Origin of the sequence: Mesorhizobium sp. B2-3-4 (assembly GCF_006442315.1) — a bacterium.
Lineage (GTDB): Bacteria > Pseudomonadota > Alphaproteobacteria > Rhizobiales > Rhizobiaceae > Mesorhizobium.
The window spans coordinates 179850-197787 of the sequence record NZ_VFVY01000004.1 but is presented as its reverse complement, the minus strand read 5'-3'; the positions used below and the strand labels follow the sequence as shown (position 1 = coordinate 197787).

Below are 17938 nucleotides of genomic sequence, written 5' to 3'. Positions count from 1 at the left end.
GATTTGGTGCTGGTAACACCGCGTCGGCCCTAACCAAGCCAACCTGATGAGAGGTCGAAATGGCTCGCGTTTTCAAAGCATGTTCTGTTGAAGGTTGCAATCGTGACGCTCACGAGCCGGGATCCGGCCGAGGGTGCTGCTCAAGGCACTACCAGCGCCTTCGCAAGAACGGCGATCCGCTGAAGTCAAAGATCAACCGAGAACAGAGCGGCCAGCCCTGCTCGGTAGATGGATGCGACAAGCGGTCTGGCTACCACGGATTCTGCCAAGCTCACTACAAGCGCTGGCTGAAATATGGTCATCCGGAAGTCGTCTCTGACACCTTCCGTAGGCGGGTGCGCTGGGTAGAGGCTCATGTCGCTTATGACGGCGACGACTGTCTGAAATGGCCCTTCAGCGTTGGCGACAACGGTCGCGGCATTGTGCAGGTCGATGGCAGGCAGATGACTGCGCCGCGCTTTATGTGCCTTCTGGCTCATGGCGGGCCGCCATCGCCCGAGCACGAGGCCGCCCATAACTGCGGCAAGGGTCATGAAGGCTGTATTAACCCGCAGCATCTGCGGTGGGACACTTCGGCCGGCAACCACGCCGACAAGGTAGAGCACGGCACGATCATTCGTGGCGAGGCGGTCAACACCGCAAAATTGAATGAGGACCAGGTTCGCGAAATCCGCCGGATCGGGTCAAGCATGGAACGAAGGGACATCGCCGCCATGTTCGATGTTTCATACTGGACGATCTGGGAAATTCAGACCCGTCGATCATGGGCTTGGCTCATCTGATGGCCTCATTCGCCGCCCAGGTCGGCGACTGGTGCGCCAAGGTGCCCGTCGCCTTGGAGATTGTGTTCAAGGAAGCGGCCCAAGAGCTTGTCTCTCAAATGGACCAGCTCGTCGCCGACGAAATTTACGACACGCCGCCGGCGCCGGGCTACAAGCGGACCGGTTTCCTCCGCGCCTCGCTGATGGCCTCGACCACGGCCATGCCGACTTTATCGAGGAACAACCCGGGAGTACCGGTGCCCGCCGATCTCGGCGACGTGATCCTGGTCATCAATGGCGCCGATCTCGGCGACACGGTCTACCTCGGCTACACGGCCAACTATGCGGCCTTTGTCCACTACGGAGCGCAGGGCAGGACGCCGCGGCCTTGGGTGACGATGGTTGCGCAGCGCTGGGTCATGATTGTCGAGGCCAAGGCGGCCGAAGTGAAGCGCAGGCTGGGGCTCTAAAATGCCATCTATCGAAACCCAGATCTGGCTCGCCCTGAAAGGAAGGGTGCAGGCGCTCACGCTCTCGCCGGTCCTGCCGATCGCCTGGCCGAATGAGACGTACGTTCCGTCGCCGACGCAGAACTATCTCCGCGTCACCCATGTGCCGAACATCAATCGCCGCATCATCATCGGCTCGGCAGGCAAGCACCAGCGCATTGGACTTCTGCAGGTCGACGTGTTCACCAAGAAGAACCAGGACGCGTCGGTCGCGGCCGAGATAGCCGGGCAGGTCGCGGCATGGTTCCCGACCGATCTCAAACTTCGCTACGGCGCCACCAACGTCAGGGTCACCAAGGCCGCTGATGTCGCCCAAGCCATCGCAGATGACACGCATTGGCTGACGCCTATCACCATAGCCTACGAGGCATTCGCCTAAAACCAATCCCGGCCATCCGGGTTATCCGCCCTGCCTTCGCGGGGCTCAATCACGCCATTGAAAAGGAGCAACCACGATGGCCGATCTCTTTGCAGTTGCAGGTGCCAAAATCTCCATCGGCCCGGCGATGACCTTGCCCTCGACCGATCTCACGCTGTCGAATTTCACCGGCATCACCTGGACCGATATCGACGGCTGGTCGAACTGCGGCCCCGTCGGCGACAATTCCGCGCTGATCACCACGGCGCTGATCAATCGAGGCCGCGACGTGAAGCAGAAGGGCACGAAGAACGCGCCTTCGATGGACAACGTGTTCGCGGTCAACTCGACCGACGTTGGGCAGCTCGCACTGATCGCCGCGGCGCTGACCAAGAACAACTACCCGTTCCGCATCATTTGGGCCGACGTGCCGGCGGTGGTTTCGGCCACGGTGACGATGACGATTGCTTCGCCGGGCGTTGTCTCATGGGCCAATCACGGCCTCCAGGCCGGCGATGCATTCCAGTTCTCGACCACCGGCGCTCTTCCGACGGGCGTGACTGCCGGCACCACCTACTACGTCCTCGCTACCGGGCTCACGTCTGGCGCCTTCCAGTTCGCGGCAACCGCCGGCGGCACCGCCATTGTCACCTCTGGCACCCAGTCCGGCGTGCACACTGGCACCACCGTTCCTTCCGGCACGACGAACTATTTCGCCGGGCTGGTCATGAACGCCTCTCAGGCTGGCGGCGACGCCAACACGGTGCGCAACCTCAACTCGACCATCGAAATCAACTCCAACATCGTAACCGTACCGGCGGCGCAGTAACCATGGACATCCTTGCTATCCAGCCATCGACCATCACGGTCGACATCAAGCACCCCGCCACCGGGGCCCCGATCGGCCTTCAGGTCGAGTGCGTGTCGTTGGAAGACGATCGCGTCAAGATCGTCGAGCGGCAGATAAAGAACCGGGCGCTCAAGGGCGGCCGGAACACCGTCACCGCCGAGAAGATCGAGGACAACACCATCGAGATCTTGGCGGCCGCAGTGGTCGCATGGAAGTGGGCATCCGATCTCACCCTCGGCGATCTCAAGAACCCGCCTCTCAACAAAGCCAACGCCGCCAAACTGCTGTCGGTCGGGTGGATCGCCAAGCAGATCGACACCGCGCTCGGAGATGAGGCGGCTTTTTTTACGACCTCGGCGAAGGCCTAGCTCAGGTCGTCGCATCGGAGTTGAGGAAGGCCGAGCCCATCCTCATCGCCAATCCCGACTATGCCTACCTCATCGACTGGTTCTGGGACTTGTCCTCGGCCCGGTCGATGGGTTTTGCCGGTCCTGACCCGATCCGGCTAACCGATATCTCGGCCTGGTCGAGCCTTACCGGTAATATGCTGCTCCGCGAGGAGATCGGCATTCTCCGCCGGCTCGACTTCGCCTTCCTCCAGACCTTGGCCGAAATGGACCGGGAGAAGGAAGGGAAGGGGGTCGCGCCCAAGGAGGAGCGAAACCTTGTCGAGCGGGAGATGACGCCGGCCATGTTCGGGGCGATGTTTGGGGCTACTTGAACTCTTCCTTGGTGCCGTCGTCGTAAAGAACCTTCTCGGTACAGAGCGTGGCGACAAGATCATCGCGATTAAGGTGTTCTAGCCGCTTGCCGAAGTTCAACTTGCCCAACGACAGGACGAACTCGGCAGTCGCTCCAGCCTGAACCTTAAAATCCGGGTCGAGCTTCCATCCGTTTAGGCTTCTCCCGAGCGCATCTTCAAACCAGATCGTGCCTTCAACCATCTTCGTTGGCTTCTTCAGCGAACTGTTGATTTCGAAGGTGAAATCGCGGGTTTCGTCGGCTTTAATCGGCCCTAATGTCCATGAGCCTATGGCGAGAGCTTTGCCGCCGCCCTCGGAACAGTTGGCAGCGTGACAGGGTGCCCAGGCAATGGTCGCCATCGCAGCCGCCGCACAAAAGATTCGCATTTAGTCCTCCCCAGAGCGTGGCGGACGCTACTCCACGGAATTGACGGGATCAACTCATGGCCGATGTCGCCAGTCTTGGCCTTGCCGTAGACAGTTCGGGTGTGAAGCAGGGCGCAGCGTCGCTGAACCTGCTTTCAACGGCTGCAACGAAGGCAGAGGCGGCCGCTGCCGGCCTCTCGTCCACTACCCGCAATGCGAGCGCGGCCGCGGCATCTCTTGCGGCTTCCTCCGGCAACGCTGCGGCGGAGTTAAGCCAGGAAGGCGCCGCTGCGGCCAAGTCCACCGCTGCATTGCAATCCCACTATATCGCAGCCAACAATAATTCTGTAGCCGCCAAAAACACCGGCACTCAGATGCGGATGATGGCAATGCAGCTGTCGCAGGTCGCGCAGCAAACTCAGGCCAGCGGGAACTTCATCCAGGCTCTCGCCATCCAGCTACCCGACCTGGCGCTAGGGTTCGGCACCGTCGGGATCGCGCTTGGTGTTTTGGCGGGCATCCTTCTCCCTCTGATCCATGCCGGCCGGCTGACTGCCGATGTCCTGAATTTTATCGCCGATAGTCTCGTCGATATAGCGCCGTACGCCGTGGCCGCTGCTGCAGCCTTGGCGCTCCTCTATGCGCCAGCGATACTCGGCGGCCTTACCCTGCTTTCGGAGGCGATCCTAGGGGTGGCGGCCCGTTTGGCCGGGATGGCTGCGGGATTTCTGCTTGCGAACCCTGCCGTAGCGTTCGTCGCCGGAATGACCTTGGCCATAGCGGCGGCGAACATCTTCCGGGACGAACTCACTCAGATTTTCGGCGTCGATATCGTCGGTGTAGCAAAAGACGCGGTGAATTTTGTGATCGGCGCGTTTGTCGGCGGGTTTCACGCGATCCAAGATACATGGGCGCAGATGCCGGCTGCCTTGGGCGATATCGTCTATTCTACCGCCCAGACGGTGGTCAGCGGCATTGAGGCGATGGTTCAGTCGGCCGTCGACGCCTTGAACAACCTCACAAACAAGGCCGCTTTGGCATTGGCAAAGGTCGGACACCCGCTGAGCCCGGAAGCCTATGGAAGCCTGATCCTTGGCCCAGTCGATTTCGGGTCAGTCAAAAATCCCTACGCTGGTGCCTCCCAGAATGCCGTCGGCTCGGTCAAAGAATCATTCGGTTCCGCCATGGATGCTGACTATGTCGGCGCGGGCTTGAAGGTCATTGAAAAAGGCGCGTCAGCAGCTACCGGGAAAGTCAAGGAGCTCGCGTCCTGGCTGGCCAAGATCGATGACCCGAAGGCGACAAAGGCCAAGGGCCATCACGGCAAGTCCGATGAGGAAAAGTTCGACGACATAGTCACCGACGCCAAAACCAAGCTCGCCACACTGAAAGCAGAGCAGGCCTCAGTCGGCATGTCGGAACTGGCGACGGCCAAGCTTCGATACGAGACCGAATTGCTCAACGAAGCCCAGCGCAAGGGCATCACCCTAACGGCGGGCCAACGCGCCGAACTGATGGGTCTTGCCGACCAGATGGCCGAAACTGCCGTTCAGACGAAGAATGCAAAGGAGCAACTTGCCTTCGCGAAGGACGCGACGAAAGGTTTTATCGATGACCTGCAACAGGGCCTGGAAAACGGGAAGGGCTTCTGGCAGTCGTTTGGTGACGCAGCTCTCAATGTGCTCGACAAGATCATTTCGAAGATCGAGGACGAGCTTATCGAATCCCTCTTTTCGCTTGACGGTGGCGGGTCCGGCGGAGGGATCGGCGGCATACTTGATTTTGCGCTGAACGGCTTCAAGGGGTTCGCAACCGGGGGCTACACAGGCGGCGCAGCCGCCAACAAGGTCGCTGGAATTGTGCACGGTGGCGAGTACGTATTTTCGAAGCGGGCGACTGACAACATCGGAGTTGGCGCTCTCGACCGGCTTCATGGGTTCGCTCGCTCAGGAAATTCGGGATCAGGTGGTGGGGCTCCCGCCGCGAACGCGAACCAAGCTCCAGCCTACAACGACAACCGTGTTTTCAACATCGACGCGCGCGGCGCGCAGCAAGGCGTCGGCGCGGAAATACAGCAGGCGCTCGCCGCCTACGACCGGCAGATGCCGGCGCGCGTGAAGCAGATCAACGCTGACCCGAGGAAGCGATAGATGGCGCTGACGTTTCCGCTATCGCTCGCGGCGTTTGCCGATCTGCTGGATGTCACCGCGGTCAAATGGTGGCTCCAGGATAACCGGGAATATTCCGGCATGGGCTCGGGCCAGATACTCGAGGCCGATCTGGCGCCGCAACTGTGGCAGGGTGATGTGACCCTCGCCGAAGCTTATCACTATGAGGTCAGGAAGATCGAGGCGAGGGTCAACGCAGTCATTCGGTCGCTGGGCTCTTTCTACCTGTACGATCCAAGGACCGCCGCACCCTATGCCGACAGGGACGGTGCTATCCTCGGCGCTTCGACAGTGCAGATCAATTCGTTGCCCGATGCCAAATCGATGTCGCTGAAGGGCCTGCCGGCTGGCTACGTACTGACAGCGGGCGATTATCTTGCTTTCGATTACGGCTCCCCGTCGCGCCGTGCTTTCCATGAGGTGTCGGAGGACGTGACGGCCGGTGGCGGCGGCACCACAGGCGCTTTCGAAGTTTCGCCCTTCATCCGTCCCGGCGCCGCGGTCAACCAGACTGTCACGCTGATCAAGCCGGCCATGAAGTGCAAGATCAAGCCCGGGTCGTTCTCTGTCGGGTCTACAGGGAACGCTGTCACCAGCCAAATCAGCTTTTCGGTGGTTCAGAAGCTATGAGTGAGGCGCCGGTGGTCAATTCTGCTTATCTCGGGGCGGGACAGATCGTTCGAGGCCCTCAGCATATTTCAATAGAAGCGACGCGAGTTCTTTGGCTCGGGTGGGGCTCAGTCGTACCTGGATTTGGTGTCTCGGACGTTTGCCTTCGTGAAACATGTCCATCTCCTTCTGAGAGGTCGCGTAGGCCACCCGCAGTACAACGTCGTGCGGTGAAATAGCCGCTACGCCAGCCTCCAGCATCGTGTCGGCCTTGATGTCGCCGTTTGGGGCGACACGCCATTTCGACAGATCAGCCATTTCCCCTCCCATGCATCGGCGCATCAAAGCAGCGCCAAGCGGAGGAGTCTACACTTGAAGAGGAGAAGCCATATGGACCGACGTTCATTCATCGCCTCGATCTGCTTGTTGCCACTAACGGCAATTGCGTCGCCAGCTACATCTGCAGACAAGGCTGCAGATGCCGCCTTGGAAGATCTCCGGCTCAAGATGAAGCGCACCGATGATCAGCACCAACAGTTCCTCGACATGCTCCACTCAATCATGATCGAGCCGTATGAAGAGTACATCCCGATCTTCGATCCCATGATGGTTCCGTGACCCATGCGGTCGATCGACGGCACTACCTATGACGCTCTGCTGGCGGCGCCTGATGCGGGCATTTGCGAGCGCGATTTCGTCACTTTCTATGCCAGGACGCTGGACGGCACCGCGCCCGCGATATTCTCGTTCTGGAATGACCTCGACACGGTGACGGTGTCCGTGCTGCGGGGCGATACGGGCGTGGCCGAGAACCGCGACTATGTCGGCGACGGCTCGCTTCTCGGTGTCGACCGCATACCGCTTGTATCCGATCTCACCGTCCAGACCGTCCAGGTCACCCTCTCGCAACTCCACGCCACAGTGCAGGACATGGTTCGCGGGCATGACATCAGGGGCGCGCGCGTCGAGATCCATCGCGGGCTGTTCGATCCAGCCACCCATGCCGTGGCCGGCTCGATCTACTGCCATTTCATCGGCAAGGTGAACAAGGCGCCGATCGCCACGCCCAAGACTGGCGAGGAAGGCTCGATCGCCATTGAGGTGGTCTCGATCGTCCGCGAGCTCACCCGCACCAACCCGGCCAAGAAATCGGACGAAACCCAGAAACGACGCTCCGGCGATCGCTTCCGCAAATATGCCGGCGTGGCCAACGTCCCAATCTTCTGGGGCATCGACAAGAGCAAGACGAAAAGCTGATGGAACGTCTCCCGGACTGGCCGGCGCGGCTGCACGACTTTATCGATGGCGTGAAGCGCGACCCATTTGCATGGGACGGGCATGACTGTGTCTTTGGCTGGGCAGCGGATGCCGTCCTGGCGATGACCGGCAAGGATATCGCGGCCGGCTATCGTGGGAAGTACAAATCGGCCAAGGGCGCGGCCGGAGTGATGAAGCGGGCCGGCTTCGACGATCTCGCTGACGCTGTCGCTTCGTTTCTGCCCGAAATCCACATCTCCCAGGCACGCCTCGGCGACCTTGCGGCCATTCCGACCGATGGTCCGTTTGGCTGGTCGATCGGCATCGTCAATGGCGAGACCATCCTGACCGTCGGCGAGACCGCGATAGGCGTCTCGCCCCTCCTGTCGGCAACACGGGCGTTCCGGGTCGGATAATGCTGCTTCGCCTCCTGTTCACCGTCTGGCTGCTGCTGGCGGGCCTTTCGGCCGCCCATGCCGATCCCATTTCCATCATCCTGGGCATAGGCTCGTGGATTGCTGGCGCCGGCGCCTTCGTTCAGGCCCTTCTCGGCATAGCGCTCAATATCGGCGTCAGCCTGATCGAGAAAGCTCGTGCCCCGAAGCCGAAAGAGCCTGGCGTCCAAACCGAGATCAGCGTCGGCGGCGATAACCCCCTGTCCTTCATGATGGGCGCGTTCGCCGATGCCGGCCAGCTCGAATATGCCAACACCTGGGGCGAGATCGACGACACCCCGAACACCTTCCTGACGCAGGTGATTTCGCTCGGTGACCTGCCGGTCGGCGGGCTGACCGGGCTATGGGTAAACGACAAGAAGGTGACCGTGCCGGACATGAGCGGGCCTCCGCCGGCCGCTCACGGTTATCCGATTGTGGAGTTCAACAAGGACGGCGGCCACTTCCTCCGCATCCTTTTTTTCGACGGCACCCAGACCGACGATTGCGACTTCCTGACCAATCAGTTCGGCTCCGATCCTGACCGGCCATGGTCCAGCGACATGATCGGCAGGGGCATTCCCTATGCGGTTTTGACTGCCCGGGTGAAGCAGTCGCTGTTCTCCGGCGGCCCCCCGAAATTCGTTTTCGAGACGTCTGGGATAAGGCAGTACGATCTGCGCAAGGACAGCACCGCCGGCGGTTCGGGCTCCCACAGGCGGGGCGTGCCTTCAACCTATGAGGTGTCCGACAACCCGATCGTGCAAGCCTACAACATCATTAGCGGGATCTATTTCGGCACCGACGAATGGGTCTATGGCGGCCAGACAACGCAAGCCTACCAGTTGCCGCCGGCCAACTGGATGGCGGCAATGAATGTCTGCGACGCGCCGGTTTCGCTCGTCGGCGGCGGCACCGAGAAGCAATACCGCTCCGGCTGCAACATCACGACGGACCAGCAGCCGGCCGACGTGCTGGAAAGCATCCTGAAGGGGTGCTCGGGCCGGCTGTCCGACGTCGGCGGCATGTACAAGGTCATTGTCGGCTCGCCTGGTGCCGCGGTCTACTCGTTCACGGATGAAAACATCGTCGTGACCGAGGGGCAGAGCCTCGACCCTTTCCCTGGCCTCGAAAGCACTTACAACGGCGCGCAGGCCAGTTATCCGGAACCCGCCGAGAAATGGGCGTCGAAGGATGCCCCGGCCTACCTTCGTGCCGACCTCGAGGTGCTCGACGACAACCGGCGCCTGGTGACAGGCCTTGCCTTCCCGACTGTTCCCTATGCCGTCCAGGTCCAGCGCCTTCTGCAAGAGGCAATCCGCGATTCCAGGCGATTCCGGCAGCATCAGTTCTTCCTGCCGCCGGAAGCGTGGCTGCTGGAGCCCGGCGACGTGGTTGCGTGGACCAGCAACCACAACAGCTACTCCAACAAGAAATTCCTGGTCACCGAGATCGATGGCGGCTCCAACTTTCTGCAACTCGTATCGCTGAAGGAGGTCGATCCGAGCGATTTCGGCTGGAACCCGGACACCGATCAACAGCCCTACTCGGTCGGGCCTGTCGGGCCTATCCTGCCGCCGCCGCAACCGATGACGGGTTGGCAGGTATTCCCGGACAGTTTCGACAACAATGAAGGCGATCCGCGCAAGCCGACCATCCGGGCCGAATTCGCCGGCAACCTCGAAGACGTGCAGTTCGTCAGGGTGCAGGTCCGTCTCGATGACGGCGATGTGCTGCAATTCGACGGCACGCTGCCATATGGCGACCCGACCACCAATCCAAATCCGGCATCGGTGAAGCTTATTGGCACCTTTGTCGGCAACACCGACTATGAGGCCCGCGGCATCTTCCTGACGTTTTCAGGGAGGGATACCGAGTGGTCGGACTGGCTCCCCGTCACGACGTTTGCGGAGGTGCTGCCGGACTTCTCTGTCGGCCTGGCACAGATCCAGGCGGATATTCAAAATCTATTCAAGGAAATCACCGAAAGCCTGCAGGGCTATCGCGACAAGCTCGCCCAACTGGCGGCGGCTGCTACGGATGCCGCCGGCCGGCAGATAGAAGACAACTCGGTCGCTCGGCGCTTCAAGGATGCAACCGCCGTTGCGTTGCGCAGCATGACCGCATCCATTGAACAGACTGCGGAAGGCCTGCTTGCTCAGGCCGAAATTCTCGATGCGGTGCAAGCCACTGTTGGCGATGCTTCGTCAGGCATCTTGTGGCGCATGCGGGCCGTGGCCGGCGGCGGTGGCGACGTAGTGGCCCAGCTCGTGCTCGATATCAGGGCGACCGTAGACGATGATTTCATAACCGCCGGCACGATTTGGGAAGCGGGCTTTATCGGCGGCGATCCGCTCCAGCCATTCTCTCGCATGGTGACGAACGTGAAGCAGTGGGTCGTCACGGACGGCACCGATTCCGGTACCCCTCTCACATTTGAGGACGGCGAGTTGAAGGCCCTTTTTGCGCGGTTCGGCACCGCCACCATGGACCTTTTCAAGACGTCCTCGGGCAAGACGCAGATCGGCACATTCGCGGGCGGCGCCGAAGGCATCCGGATCATCGTATGAGCAAGATGCTTGCGTTGGAAAGCCAGTCCGGCAAGCCTGTCATCAAGGGCATGACGGATGCCTCGTACGATCCGGTGACGACACCGAACGCCGATACAGGCAAATTCTTCTTCAATTCGGAAAACCAGAAGGTCGGCTATATCAGGGACATTTTCGTCATCGAGCCGGACTTCACGTCCTATCCGCCGACGGGAAGCCCGATCAATCCGACGGAATATTTCTATCCGCCCGGGTCGAACAAGAACAATTGCCAGATCCTGATCCAGAGCTTCAATTCGAGCGGCAGCAACTATCAGCGGTGGAACTACTTTCAGGAGTTTTTCACTGCCGTCTACGGGTACACGTTCTTCCCCCTCGTCGAGATGCGGCCGACCATCAATTTCACGACCAACCAGTTCGCCGGTCCTCGGGTCGATCTGAGCAACGGGGGCGCGTCGAACGGCCAGATCCAGTCGCTTTCCGGATACGATTGCGAGACCAACAGGGTAATTGACACTGGCTCGAATGGCGGCCCGTCAGGGCGTAATAGGCCGGCGGTATTCGGTTTCGTTTCCACTTCAGGGGCCAATCCGGCGGTCAAGCGCGTGCTGGCGACGGTCTTCGATCTGCCAATGCATGACGAAGCAATCCCGAACAATGCAACATCGCCGGCGCCAGGCGATGTCATCATCGATCTGACTTCCCCCAGTACGTGCAGGGTGGCACTGCCAGGACATACCGTTTCCGACCCCGACCCTACCAATTTCATCCTGCATGAGGACAGGATACCGGCGAAGGTGCTGGCCGCGGGCACGATCACGTTGGCCGCCTTTGCGACCGGGGTCATCAACACGCGGCTGCCGACGACTGAATTGACCTACATGGACTATCTGGTCAAGAAGTCGACCGAGACGACCTATTGGGCGCCGCCGTTCATCGACAACATCAATGCCCACGCCAACGATTTTTCCTACACGGTGTCGGGATCGAGCGTGACGGTGGTCAGCAACTGCGACCAGTCGATCGACATCTTCTATGCCATCTATGCCGATTCCGGCGAAGCGCCGACGACCGGCGGCAGCCAAATCTTTATCGGAGGAAATGACGGGATCGGCGACTATATCCAGATCAAACGGCCCGGCTCTTCCGATCTCGCGCCGAACCTCAACGATATCATGCTCGACACGAGGCTCACCTATTTGCCGATCCTGGCAGAAGGTTTCCTCGCCTGGACGACGGATTTCCCGACGGTCCTGTCCGGCAGCGACAGGTTCATGGGCGTTCGCAAGGCCACCATAACGGTGCCGAACCCGGACGGGCTTCTGCTCTTCCCCAAGATCGGCGCCGTCTACAATCCGCCCGCCGTTCTGTCGGCCTTCAATGAACCATCTGCTCTTTGGGGGCAGCACCGGGTTTTCACGAACAATGCGACATGGGCCGGGCAAACAGCCGGCTACTCGACTTGGGCAAACCCGACGTCATCGACCAGCGTCGACCTCTACGCATCGGGCAACAATCCTTGGACCATCCAGCCCAGCGCGACCTTCTATAGCTCTCAACTGAAGGGCGCCCGCTACTACATCCTCGGTGTTCCGCCGAGCCACTAGGGACCTCCCATGACATCGATCTACAACACCGGCACAGTTTCCGTGACGAACGGCAATGCCGTGGTGACAGGCTCGGGCACGGCTTGGGCTGTGTCACTTGTGACAGGAGGCGTGTTCTTCTGCGCCGGCCTGTCCGTGCCCATCCTGTCGGTCGACAGCGACACGCAGCTTACGCTGGCGCTTGTTTATCCTGGTACGACGGGAAGCGGAAAAGCCTATGCAATCGATCGGGAGAATTCCGACGCCGCCAATATCGTCGACCTCTACGACAAGCTGACGCGCGTCCTCATCACGCTGTCGCTAGCTGGCATCCATCCTAACAATTCCGGTTCGCTGGCCAAGCGTGACGCGCTCACGCTTACGGCTGACGACGACAACTACCTGTTCCTGCGGGCGGAGCTTGGCGTCGCCTTCGCCTTCTACCGCTGGGACGGACCGACGCTGGCATGGATCGGTCCCTTCCCGGTTGCCGATGGGGCGGCCGGCGGGCCGGTGAGCAGCTTGGTCAACGGCACTGGTATTACTGTCGATGCGACCAATCCGGCGATACCTGTCGTCAAGCTCGCCAACATGGCGACATCGCGCCTGAAGGGGAGAGCTACGGCCGGCACTGGATCTCCGGAAGACCTGACGCTGTCGCAGGCTCTCGACATGATCGGCTCGGCAACGCAGGGCGATATTCTCTATCGTGGGTCATCAACCTGGCAGCGCCTTGCAAAGGGTACCGCGCTCCAAAGCCTGCGAATGAATCTGGCGGCGACTTCGCCGGAGTGGGCAACGGCTGACCGGAGATCGAACCGTTTGATCAACGGAAACGGTGCTTTCAACCAGCGAGGGGCCGCTACGGCGACCGACGACACCTATGGCTGGGATAGGCACAATGTCCTGACCCAGACAGCGGCTATAGGCATCTCGACGCTTTCGAAGGTGCAGAATGGCTTGCCTTACATGATGCGGATGACGCAGTCGCAGGCGACGGCCCAGCGCATGGGTAATTCGCAGATTATCGAGAGCATGAACTGCCTTGATCTGCGCGGCAAGACGATCACGCTGCTCGGCAAGCTACGCAATTCGCTAGCAGCCGCGGTTCGGTACGCCATTTTGGAGTGGACGGGCACCGACGACGTGGTGGTGTCCGATGTTGTGAATTCTTGGACAAACGGTACTTTCACCGCCGGTCAGTTCTTCAACAGCACCACTCTGAACGTACTGGCGGTCGGAGCTTTGACCCCAACCGCTGCCACCGCGACGGATTTCCTGCTTACCGCACAGGTAGGGAATACGGCCACAAACCTCATTGCGATGATCTGGACCGAGACGGCTCAGGCGCAAAACTCCACGCTCGACGTCGCGTGGGAGCTGCTCGACTATGACGCCACCGGTCGCACATATCCCACCGAATTCCGCCCGGCCAGCGCGGAAAAAAAGCTATGCGAATGGTACTGCCGCCTCGTCGGTGGGCAAAACACCGTGGAACGGCTTGCTCCGGCATTCTCGACGGGCACAACAAATGCTCGGGCGATGTTCATTTTCGAAGAGATGCGCGCCGCCCCGTCGATAGTTACGCCATCAGCAGCCAACATTCAGTTCGAGGTAAGCACGACCGCATACACCGGCTCCGCGTTGGTTCTTTATGGCGTGACCACGATGTCGTTTGTCGCAGACCTGACGATATCGGGCGCAACGGCCGGGTTGGCTGGGTTCATACGTGCCAACTCCACGACCTCGACAACCTTCATTCTTTCATCGGAGCTATGATGAATACCATCATCGGTACGTATGTCGACAACGGCACGTCCATCATCAGGGCGTCTGACGGGGTGTTTGTGCCTGTCGATGCAGCGAACGCAGACTATCTCGCGCTCATGGCGGCGATGGAAGGTGGTGCCACGATAGCTCCATATACAGCACAGCCGTCTCCGCCGCGCCTTGTGCCCAAACGAGTGATTGTGGACCGCCTCTATCAGGCTGGTCTTCTGGATTTGGCAAAAGCAGCTATCGACGCCGCTGACCTCTACACCCAGGAGAGATGGAACAGCAGAACAGATATCTATGCGGATGATCCGACGGCGCTTGCTATGCTTGCGGCGATCGGAGGGGACCCGGAAATAATTTTCGCGCCTTTGCCATAATGATTTCAGTGTTTTTCAGCGTCATCGCTGGCCGCTCAATCAAGAACCACGATGCCGTCGCCATGCCCAAAGCAATAGTCAAGCCTCCGCCTGCCGCGAGCCATGGGTTGTCGGTCGGGTCTAGCGCCACAACGATGTTGGCGGCAGGCCAGCCATAGATGTAAACCCCATAGGAAAAATCGCCGATCCTATCCAGTCCGCTGAAAATCGGTGCGATCCCAAATGCAAGATATAGACTGGCATAGGGGATAAATATCGTCACGGCTGTCAACGTATAAGACGGGAGCAAGAGATTTACCGCAGCAACGCCGATCAGCATTGTTCCGACAAGCCAGCCGGTCATCGGCACGACCGATTTCAACGAAAAGAACACGGCACCGGCAAAGAAGGAAATCAGGAGAATACGATAGCGCGGTTCGGAACCTGCGAACGGGATCGCCGAAAAATAGAAGACACAGATCGTCAGTGCCGCGATCCAGAAGACCGGTAGGCTCCGAACACTCAGCACCCGAGCAAGCGTCATGCAAAGCGCCATTGCCAAATAGGCTTGGATCTCCGCCGGCAGGGTCCAGAGGCTACCGTTGACGAATCCGATATGCGTATCGGTGAAAACTCCTGGTAGCCAAGATGAGGCAGCGAATTCAGCCGAGTTAGCAACAGCCATTGTTGATCCGACCCGGATGAAATTTTGCGTCTGCGGATCGGCCAGATACTCAAAATAACGACCGGTTGAGAATGCTCCGCAAATGACAAATACGGCGGTGCCCGCCCACAATGCCGGGTATATTCTCAGGATGCGGCGAAACACAAATACGGCTGGCGTCAGTCTCTCGGCGCTTAATGCGAGAAGATAGCCGCTCAATGAAAAAAAGACAGCTACGCAAGTTGCGCCAAGGTCAAGACCGCCAGGGAGAAGCCCATTAATCGGGTTGGCTCCCGCTGCCGTCTGCGGCCAAGCGTGAGAGAATATCACCAAGACGGCTGCGAGCAGTCTGATCGCTGTGACATTGTTGGTTCGCGCGTTGTTAACTGACGCATCGCCGAGCGTTTTCATGTCGTCATCCGTATCCCACGACCGTCCGAGCCGTCAATCAGGCTGAAGTCGCCGGGGCGCCGACCATAGCCAATCATCACCCGAAAGGAACATCCCATGGATCTGAAGACGGGTGACACCCGGCTTATCATCGATACGTGCAAGGCTCGGGGCCTTCTGCGCAACCAATGCGCCTATGTGCTGGCCACAACCTATCATGAGACGGCCCACACCATGAAGCCGATCACCGAGATTGGGAGCCCCAAATATCTCCAGAGCAAGCCCTACTGGCCGTTCATCGGGCGCGGCTACGTCCAGATCACATGGGAAGCGAACTATAAGAAGGCCAGCGACGAGCTCGGCATGCCGCTGCTGACTAGTCTGCCGCCCAAGCCGTACTTCGTCGGGCACCCGAACGCTCTTTTGGACCCGCAGTATGCAGCACCGGTCCTGGTCATTGGCATGCAAGAGGGATGGTTTGCCGGCGACAAGATCGGACGTCACAAACTGTCCCGGTACATGACGCTCGACAAATCCGACTTCAAGGGCGCTCGCCGGGTCATCAACGGCACGGACAAGGCGGCTTTGATCGCTGGATATGCCAAAGAATACGATGCGCTGCTCCTAGATGATGGATATGGCGTTTCGGTACCCCAGCCAGTCCCGCCTGCGCCCGTTCAGCCTTCCCCGGCTCCTGTGGCGCCCGCCGCGCCTCCTGCCTCCTCCCCTGAGCCCGCCTCGGCACCGCCCGTCATCACTCAGCAGCCCAGCACTCCCAAGGCTCCCGAGCCGAAAAAGCCCCTGGACGTCATCACCCCAGCACCGGGCAAGAAGGGCCTCGTCACCACCATTGCCGCAGCCATCGCCCTCGGCGGCATGGCCTTGTCTGGCTGGTGGCACCACATCACCGACCTGTTTTGGAGCATCTTCTGATGAAATGGTTCAACACCAACGCCCTGCACAACCTGCTCAACACGCTGATCTTCGTCGTCACGTCGGGCGCGCTCGCCGGCTTCGACTGGACGATGTTCGGCATTACCGATCACCGGGCGCTCCAGATCAGCGGCACGCTGGCGCTGGCCAAGCTGCTCATCAATGCATTCCGAGATGGCCCGGCGGGCATGGTCGCGCCGCCACCGCCAGCAGAGGAGAAGTGAGATGGCCGCCATCCTCGCCTTCTTCCTCAGCAACCCAACCGTGATCGCCATAGGCGCAGCCATCATCGCCGCGCTCGGCTTCGGCTTCCAGCAGCGGTTGGCCGGCGCCAAGGCAGAGCGCAATAAGCAGGCGGCAAAGGAGGCCGCAGCGGGCACCGAAGCTCAGGCAATTGATGACGCCGTGGCCGGCCGTGCGCCGAACGACAACCGCGAAAGGCTGGGCAAATGGTCAAAGTCCTGATCGTCACGCTGATGCTAGCCGGCTGCACCACGGCGGGCGGCTCCTTCTGTGCAGTCGAGCATCCTATTCGTCCGACAAAGGCGGAAGTTGCCACGCTCTCGGACGCTTCAGTCTCGGCGATCCTGGCCCACAATGAAAAAGGCCAAACACTTTGCGGCTGGAAGCCGTAGCAGCGCGTTGAAAGGGCAGGCGGGGCAAATGGCTGAAGGTGATGAGATGAACATACCGTCCGACAGGAGGGTTGAAGCAGTCGCTGATAATGCTTGGCTAAAACTCATAGGCCGGGCCTCCATGGCTGCTATCGGCATCCTGTTGGTCCCAATTCTCACAACGGCCATCTCATGGGCCACGTCCACCGGAGCGGATGTCAATACGCTCAAGGAGCGTGTGACCGTTTTGGAAAGCATCGGCAAAAATGGCCGCGAAGATCGGCAGAAGTTTCAGGACCAGACGACGCAGTTGCTCCAGTCGATCCTCGGCAAACAGACTGACATGCAAGCTCAAATAGCCGGCATGTCGGCCAAGCTTGAAGCCCAACAACGTGAGTTGGACAAGCGGCCCTAAAGCCAACCCCATGATTTCCCGGAGTGGATCATACTAATCATCGAAGGCCGGACGCCAAACTGCGCGGCTATCTCTCTCTGAAGTCGGCGCCCTTTCAAAGATCGGATTACCATAACGTCGGCTTCTGAAAGCTTGGCCATACCATGGCGCTCACCCTTGGGCGAGGTGCCGTGGGCGATCATGTCCGCCATGTTCCCAGCGTGGGTTTTCCACGAGAGGTGCCGCTTGTTCACGCAAGCCAGATGGCCATTCCCGCAACTGTGTGCGGCCTCGTGGCCCGGAGACGGCGGTGGCCCATAGTGAGCCTCGCATACGATCCTCGGCACGCGCCGTGAACCTGCTCCCGAATTGACCAGACCAACACCATTCTGGTCGCGACTGAACGGCCAAGGCAGGCACTCGTCGCCTTCATAGGTAAGAACCACTTTTTCAAGGTATCTCATCTGCTCACCATTCGGTGATCGACCGGCGGTAGGGTCGCCATGCCGGAGCAATCGGCGGTAGTGCATCTCGCAGCATCCGCGCTTAGTGGACACCTTGCCGCAATAGGCAACAGAGCATAGGGATTTTACAGCCATATTCGATCCCTTCATGATCGGT

Annotated in this window: 22 protein-coding genes; 19 read left to right on the top strand and 3 right to left on the bottom strand. The window is 60.0% G+C overall.

What is annotated here, in order from left to right; all coding sequences use genetic code 11:
- The first annotated feature begins 59 nt into the window (after positions 1-59).
- From FJ967_RS08880 to FJ967_RS08855, 6 genes are all read left to right on the top strand, one after another.
- Positions 60-782, top strand: a complete 723-nt coding sequence (locus tag FJ967_RS08880; RefSeq protein WP_140731331.1) for a hypothetical protein — start codon at positions 60-62, stop codon at positions 780-782.
- Entirely contained in the window at positions 782-1231 is a 450-nt protein-coding gene (locus tag FJ967_RS08875; RefSeq protein ID WP_181175716.1) for an HK97 gp10 family phage protein, read from the top strand. Before FJ967_RS08880 ends, FJ967_RS08875 begins: the two co-directional genes overlap by 1 nt.
- A 1-nt stretch (position 1232) precedes the next feature.
- Positions 1233-1649, top strand: a complete 417-nt coding sequence (locus FJ967_RS08870; protein ID WP_140731329.1) for a phage tail terminator-like protein — start codon at positions 1233-1235, stop codon at positions 1647-1649.
- A 76-nt stretch (positions 1650-1725) separates the two neighbouring features.
- Positions 1726-2457 (top strand): hypothetical protein, encoded by a 732-nt coding sequence (locus tag FJ967_RS08865; protein ID WP_140731328.1) that lies wholly within the window; start codon positions 1726-1728, stop codon positions 2455-2457.
- Between the two features lie 2 nt (positions 2458-2459).
- Positions 2460-2846 (top strand): hypothetical protein, encoded by a 387-nt coding sequence (locus FJ967_RS08860; RefSeq protein ID WP_140731327.1) that lies wholly within the window; start codon positions 2460-2462, stop codon positions 2844-2846.
- A 20-nt stretch (positions 2847-2866) separates the two neighbouring features.
- The gene (locus FJ967_RS08855; protein ID WP_140731326.1) at positions 2867-3199 is read left to right on the top strand and encodes a hypothetical protein; all 333 of its coding nucleotides are present in this window, start codon (positions 2867-2869) and stop codon (positions 3197-3199) included.
- Here FJ967_RS08855 and FJ967_RS33675 read toward each other — a convergent pair.
- A complete protein-coding gene (locus tag FJ967_RS33675) occupies positions 3192-3581 on the bottom strand; it encodes a hypothetical protein (protein ID WP_246675225.1) in 390 nt (129 codons plus the stop codon). The two genes, FJ967_RS08855 and FJ967_RS33675, sit on opposite strands and share 8 nt — an antisense overlap.
- Before the next feature lie 83 nt (positions 3582-3664).
- Here FJ967_RS33675 and FJ967_RS08845 point away from each other — a divergent pair, with 83 nt between their 5' ends.
- Entirely contained in the window at positions 3665-5737 is a 2073-nt protein-coding gene (locus tag FJ967_RS08845; RefSeq protein WP_140731325.1) for a phage tail tape-measure protein, read from the top strand.
- On the top strand, positions 5738-6385 hold the full coding sequence (locus tag FJ967_RS08840) for a hypothetical protein (protein ID WP_140731324.1): 648 nt from the start codon (positions 5738-5740) through the stop codon (positions 6383-6385). It abuts the gene before it with no gap.
- Positions 6386-6400: 15 nt separating this feature from the next.
- Here the strand turns inward: FJ967_RS08840 and FJ967_RS08835 are convergent, their stop codons facing one another.
- Positions 6401-6682 carry a hypothetical protein gene (locus FJ967_RS08835; RefSeq protein ID WP_140731323.1) on the bottom strand — a complete coding sequence of 94 codons (282 nt, stop codon included), beginning with the start codon at positions 6680-6682 and terminating at the stop codon, positions 6401-6403.
- A 72-nt stretch (positions 6683-6754) separates the two neighbouring features.
- Between FJ967_RS08835 and FJ967_RS08830 the strand changes: the two genes are divergently transcribed.
- The 7 genes from FJ967_RS08830 to FJ967_RS08800 are packed head-to-tail and all read left to right on the top strand — an operon-like array spanning position 6755 to position 14343.
- Positions 6755-6982: a hypothetical protein gene (locus FJ967_RS08830; RefSeq protein WP_140731322.1), complete on the top strand. Its 228-nt coding sequence runs from the start codon at positions 6755-6757 to the stop codon at positions 6980-6982.
- Positions 6983-6985: 3 nt separating this feature from the next.
- Positions 6986-7621 carry a hypothetical protein gene (locus tag FJ967_RS08825; protein WP_140731321.1) on the top strand — a complete coding sequence of 212 codons (636 nt, stop codon included), beginning with the start codon at positions 6986-6988 and terminating at the stop codon, positions 7619-7621.
- Positions 7621-8037 (top strand): hypothetical protein, encoded by a 417-nt coding sequence (locus FJ967_RS08820; RefSeq protein WP_140731320.1) that lies wholly within the window; start codon positions 7621-7623, stop codon positions 8035-8037. Before FJ967_RS08825 ends, FJ967_RS08820 begins: the two co-directional genes overlap by 1 nt.
- Positions 8037-10625 carry a phage tail protein gene (locus FJ967_RS08815; protein WP_140731319.1) on the top strand — a complete coding sequence of 863 codons (2589 nt, stop codon included), beginning with the start codon at positions 8037-8039 and terminating at the stop codon, positions 10623-10625. Before FJ967_RS08820 ends, FJ967_RS08815 begins: the two co-directional genes overlap by 1 nt.
- On the top strand, positions 10622-12211 hold the full coding sequence (locus FJ967_RS08810; RefSeq protein WP_140731318.1) for a hypothetical protein: 1590 nt from the start codon (positions 10622-10624) through the stop codon (positions 12209-12211). The genes FJ967_RS08815 and FJ967_RS08810 overlap by 4 nt, the downstream gene beginning before the upstream one ends.
- Before the next feature lie 9 nt (positions 12212-12220).
- Positions 12221-13969 (top strand): hypothetical protein, encoded by a 1749-nt coding sequence (locus FJ967_RS08805; protein WP_140731317.1) that lies wholly within the window; start codon positions 12221-12223, stop codon positions 13967-13969.
- Positions 13969-14343 (top strand): hypothetical protein, encoded by a 375-nt coding sequence (locus FJ967_RS08800; protein ID WP_140731316.1) that lies wholly within the window; start codon positions 13969-13971, stop codon positions 14341-14343. The genes FJ967_RS08805 and FJ967_RS08800 overlap by 1 nt, the downstream gene beginning before the upstream one ends.
- Here FJ967_RS08800 and FJ967_RS08795 read toward each other — a convergent pair.
- On the bottom strand, positions 14288-15397 hold the full coding sequence (locus FJ967_RS08795; protein ID WP_140731315.1) for an acyltransferase: 1110 nt from the start codon (positions 15395-15397) through the stop codon (positions 14288-14290). The genes FJ967_RS08800 and FJ967_RS08795 overlap by 56 nt on opposite strands.
- A 96-nt stretch (positions 15398-15493) precedes the next feature.
- On the opposite strand from FJ967_RS08795, the gene FJ967_RS08790 reads away from it, so the two are divergent.
- From FJ967_RS08790 to FJ967_RS08770, 4 genes are all read left to right on the top strand, one after another.
- Positions 15494-16309 (top strand): hypothetical protein, encoded by an 816-nt coding sequence (locus FJ967_RS08790; RefSeq protein WP_140731314.1) that lies wholly within the window; start codon positions 15494-15496, stop codon positions 16307-16309.
- Positions 16309-16533 (top strand): hypothetical protein, encoded by a 225-nt coding sequence (locus tag FJ967_RS08785; RefSeq protein ID WP_140731313.1) that lies wholly within the window; start codon positions 16309-16311, stop codon positions 16531-16533. The genes FJ967_RS08790 and FJ967_RS08785 overlap by 1 nt, the downstream gene beginning before the upstream one ends.
- A gap of 1 nt (position 16534) precedes the next feature.
- Entirely contained in the window at positions 16535-16774 is a 240-nt protein-coding gene (locus tag FJ967_RS08780; protein ID WP_140731312.1) for an ABC transporter permease, read from the top strand.
- 132 nt (positions 16775-16906) lie between these two features.
- Positions 16907-17338, top strand: a complete 432-nt coding sequence (locus FJ967_RS08770) for a hypothetical protein (protein ID WP_181175715.1) — start codon at positions 16907-16909, stop codon at positions 17336-17338.
- The last annotated feature ends 600 nt before the right edge of the window (positions 17339-17938 follow it).

What these genes read in the sequence shown, in the direction of transcription:
- FJ967_RS08815 (WP_140731319.1), top strand. Translation starts at nt 8,037, where the DNA reads ATGCTGCTTCGCCTCCTGTTCACCGTCTGGCTGCTGCTGGCGGGCCTT.
- FJ967_RS08770 (WP_181175715.1), top strand. Translation starts at nt 16,907, where the DNA reads ATGAAAAAGGCCAAACACTTTGCGGCTGGAAGCCGTAGCAGCGCGTTG.
- FJ967_RS08865 (WP_140731328.1), top strand. Translation starts at nt 1,726, where the DNA reads ATGGCCGATCTCTTTGCAGTTGCAGGTGCCAAAATCTCCATCGGCCCG.
- FJ967_RS08790 (WP_140731314.1), top strand. Translation starts at nt 15,494, where the DNA reads ATGGATCTGAAGACGGGTGACACCCGGCTTATCATCGATACGTGCAAG.
- FJ967_RS08780 (WP_140731312.1), top strand. Translation starts at nt 16,535, where the DNA reads ATGGCCGCCATCCTCGCCTTCTTCCTCAGCAACCCAACCGTGATCGCC.
- FJ967_RS08835 (WP_140731323.1), bottom strand. Translation starts at nt 6,682, where the DNA reads ATGGCTGATCTGTCGAAATGGCGTGTCGCCCCAAACGGCGACATCAAG.
- FJ967_RS08795 (WP_140731315.1), bottom strand. Translation starts at nt 15,397, where the DNA reads ATGAAAACGCTCGGCGATGCGTCAGTTAACAACGCGCGAACCAACAAT.
- FJ967_RS08800 (WP_140731316.1), top strand. Translation starts at nt 13,969, where the DNA reads ATGAATACCATCATCGGTACGTATGTCGACAACGGCACGTCCATCATC.
- FJ967_RS08825 (WP_140731321.1), top strand. Translation starts at nt 6,986, where the DNA reads ATGCGGTCGATCGACGGCACTACCTATGACGCTCTGCTGGCGGCGCCT.
- FJ967_RS08830 (WP_140731322.1), top strand. Translation starts at nt 6,755, where the DNA reads ATGGACCGACGTTCATTCATCGCCTCGATCTGCTTGTTGCCACTAACG.
- FJ967_RS08870 (WP_140731329.1), top strand. Translation starts at nt 1,233, where the DNA reads ATGCCATCTATCGAAACCCAGATCTGGCTCGCCCTGAAAGGAAGGGTG.
- FJ967_RS08875 (WP_181175716.1), top strand. Translation starts at nt 782, where the DNA reads ATGGCCTCATTCGCCGCCCAGGTCGGCGACTGGTGCGCCAAGGTGCCC.
- FJ967_RS08785 (WP_140731313.1), top strand. Translation starts at nt 16,309, where the DNA reads ATGAAATGGTTCAACACCAACGCCCTGCACAACCTGCTCAACACGCTG.
- FJ967_RS08810 (WP_140731318.1), top strand. Translation starts at nt 10,622, where the DNA reads ATGAGCAAGATGCTTGCGTTGGAAAGCCAGTCCGGCAAGCCTGTCATC.
- FJ967_RS33675 (WP_246675225.1), bottom strand. Translation starts at nt 3,581, where the DNA reads ATGGCGACCATTGCCTGGGCACCCTGTCACGCTGCCAACTGTTCCGAG.
- FJ967_RS08820 (WP_140731320.1), top strand. Translation starts at nt 7,621, where the DNA reads ATGGAACGTCTCCCGGACTGGCCGGCGCGGCTGCACGACTTTATCGAT.
- FJ967_RS08880 (WP_140731331.1), top strand. Translation starts at nt 60, where the DNA reads ATGGCTCGCGTTTTCAAAGCATGTTCTGTTGAAGGTTGCAATCGTGAC.
- FJ967_RS08805 (WP_140731317.1), top strand. Translation starts at nt 12,221, where the DNA reads ATGACATCGATCTACAACACCGGCACAGTTTCCGTGACGAACGGCAAT.
- FJ967_RS08840 (WP_140731324.1), top strand. Translation starts at nt 5,738, where the DNA reads ATGGCGCTGACGTTTCCGCTATCGCTCGCGGCGTTTGCCGATCTGCTG.
- FJ967_RS08845 (WP_140731325.1), top strand. Translation starts at nt 3,665, where the DNA reads ATGGCCGATGTCGCCAGTCTTGGCCTTGCCGTAGACAGTTCGGGTGTG.
- FJ967_RS08860 (WP_140731327.1), top strand. Translation starts at nt 2,460, where the DNA reads ATGGACATCCTTGCTATCCAGCCATCGACCATCACGGTCGACATCAAG.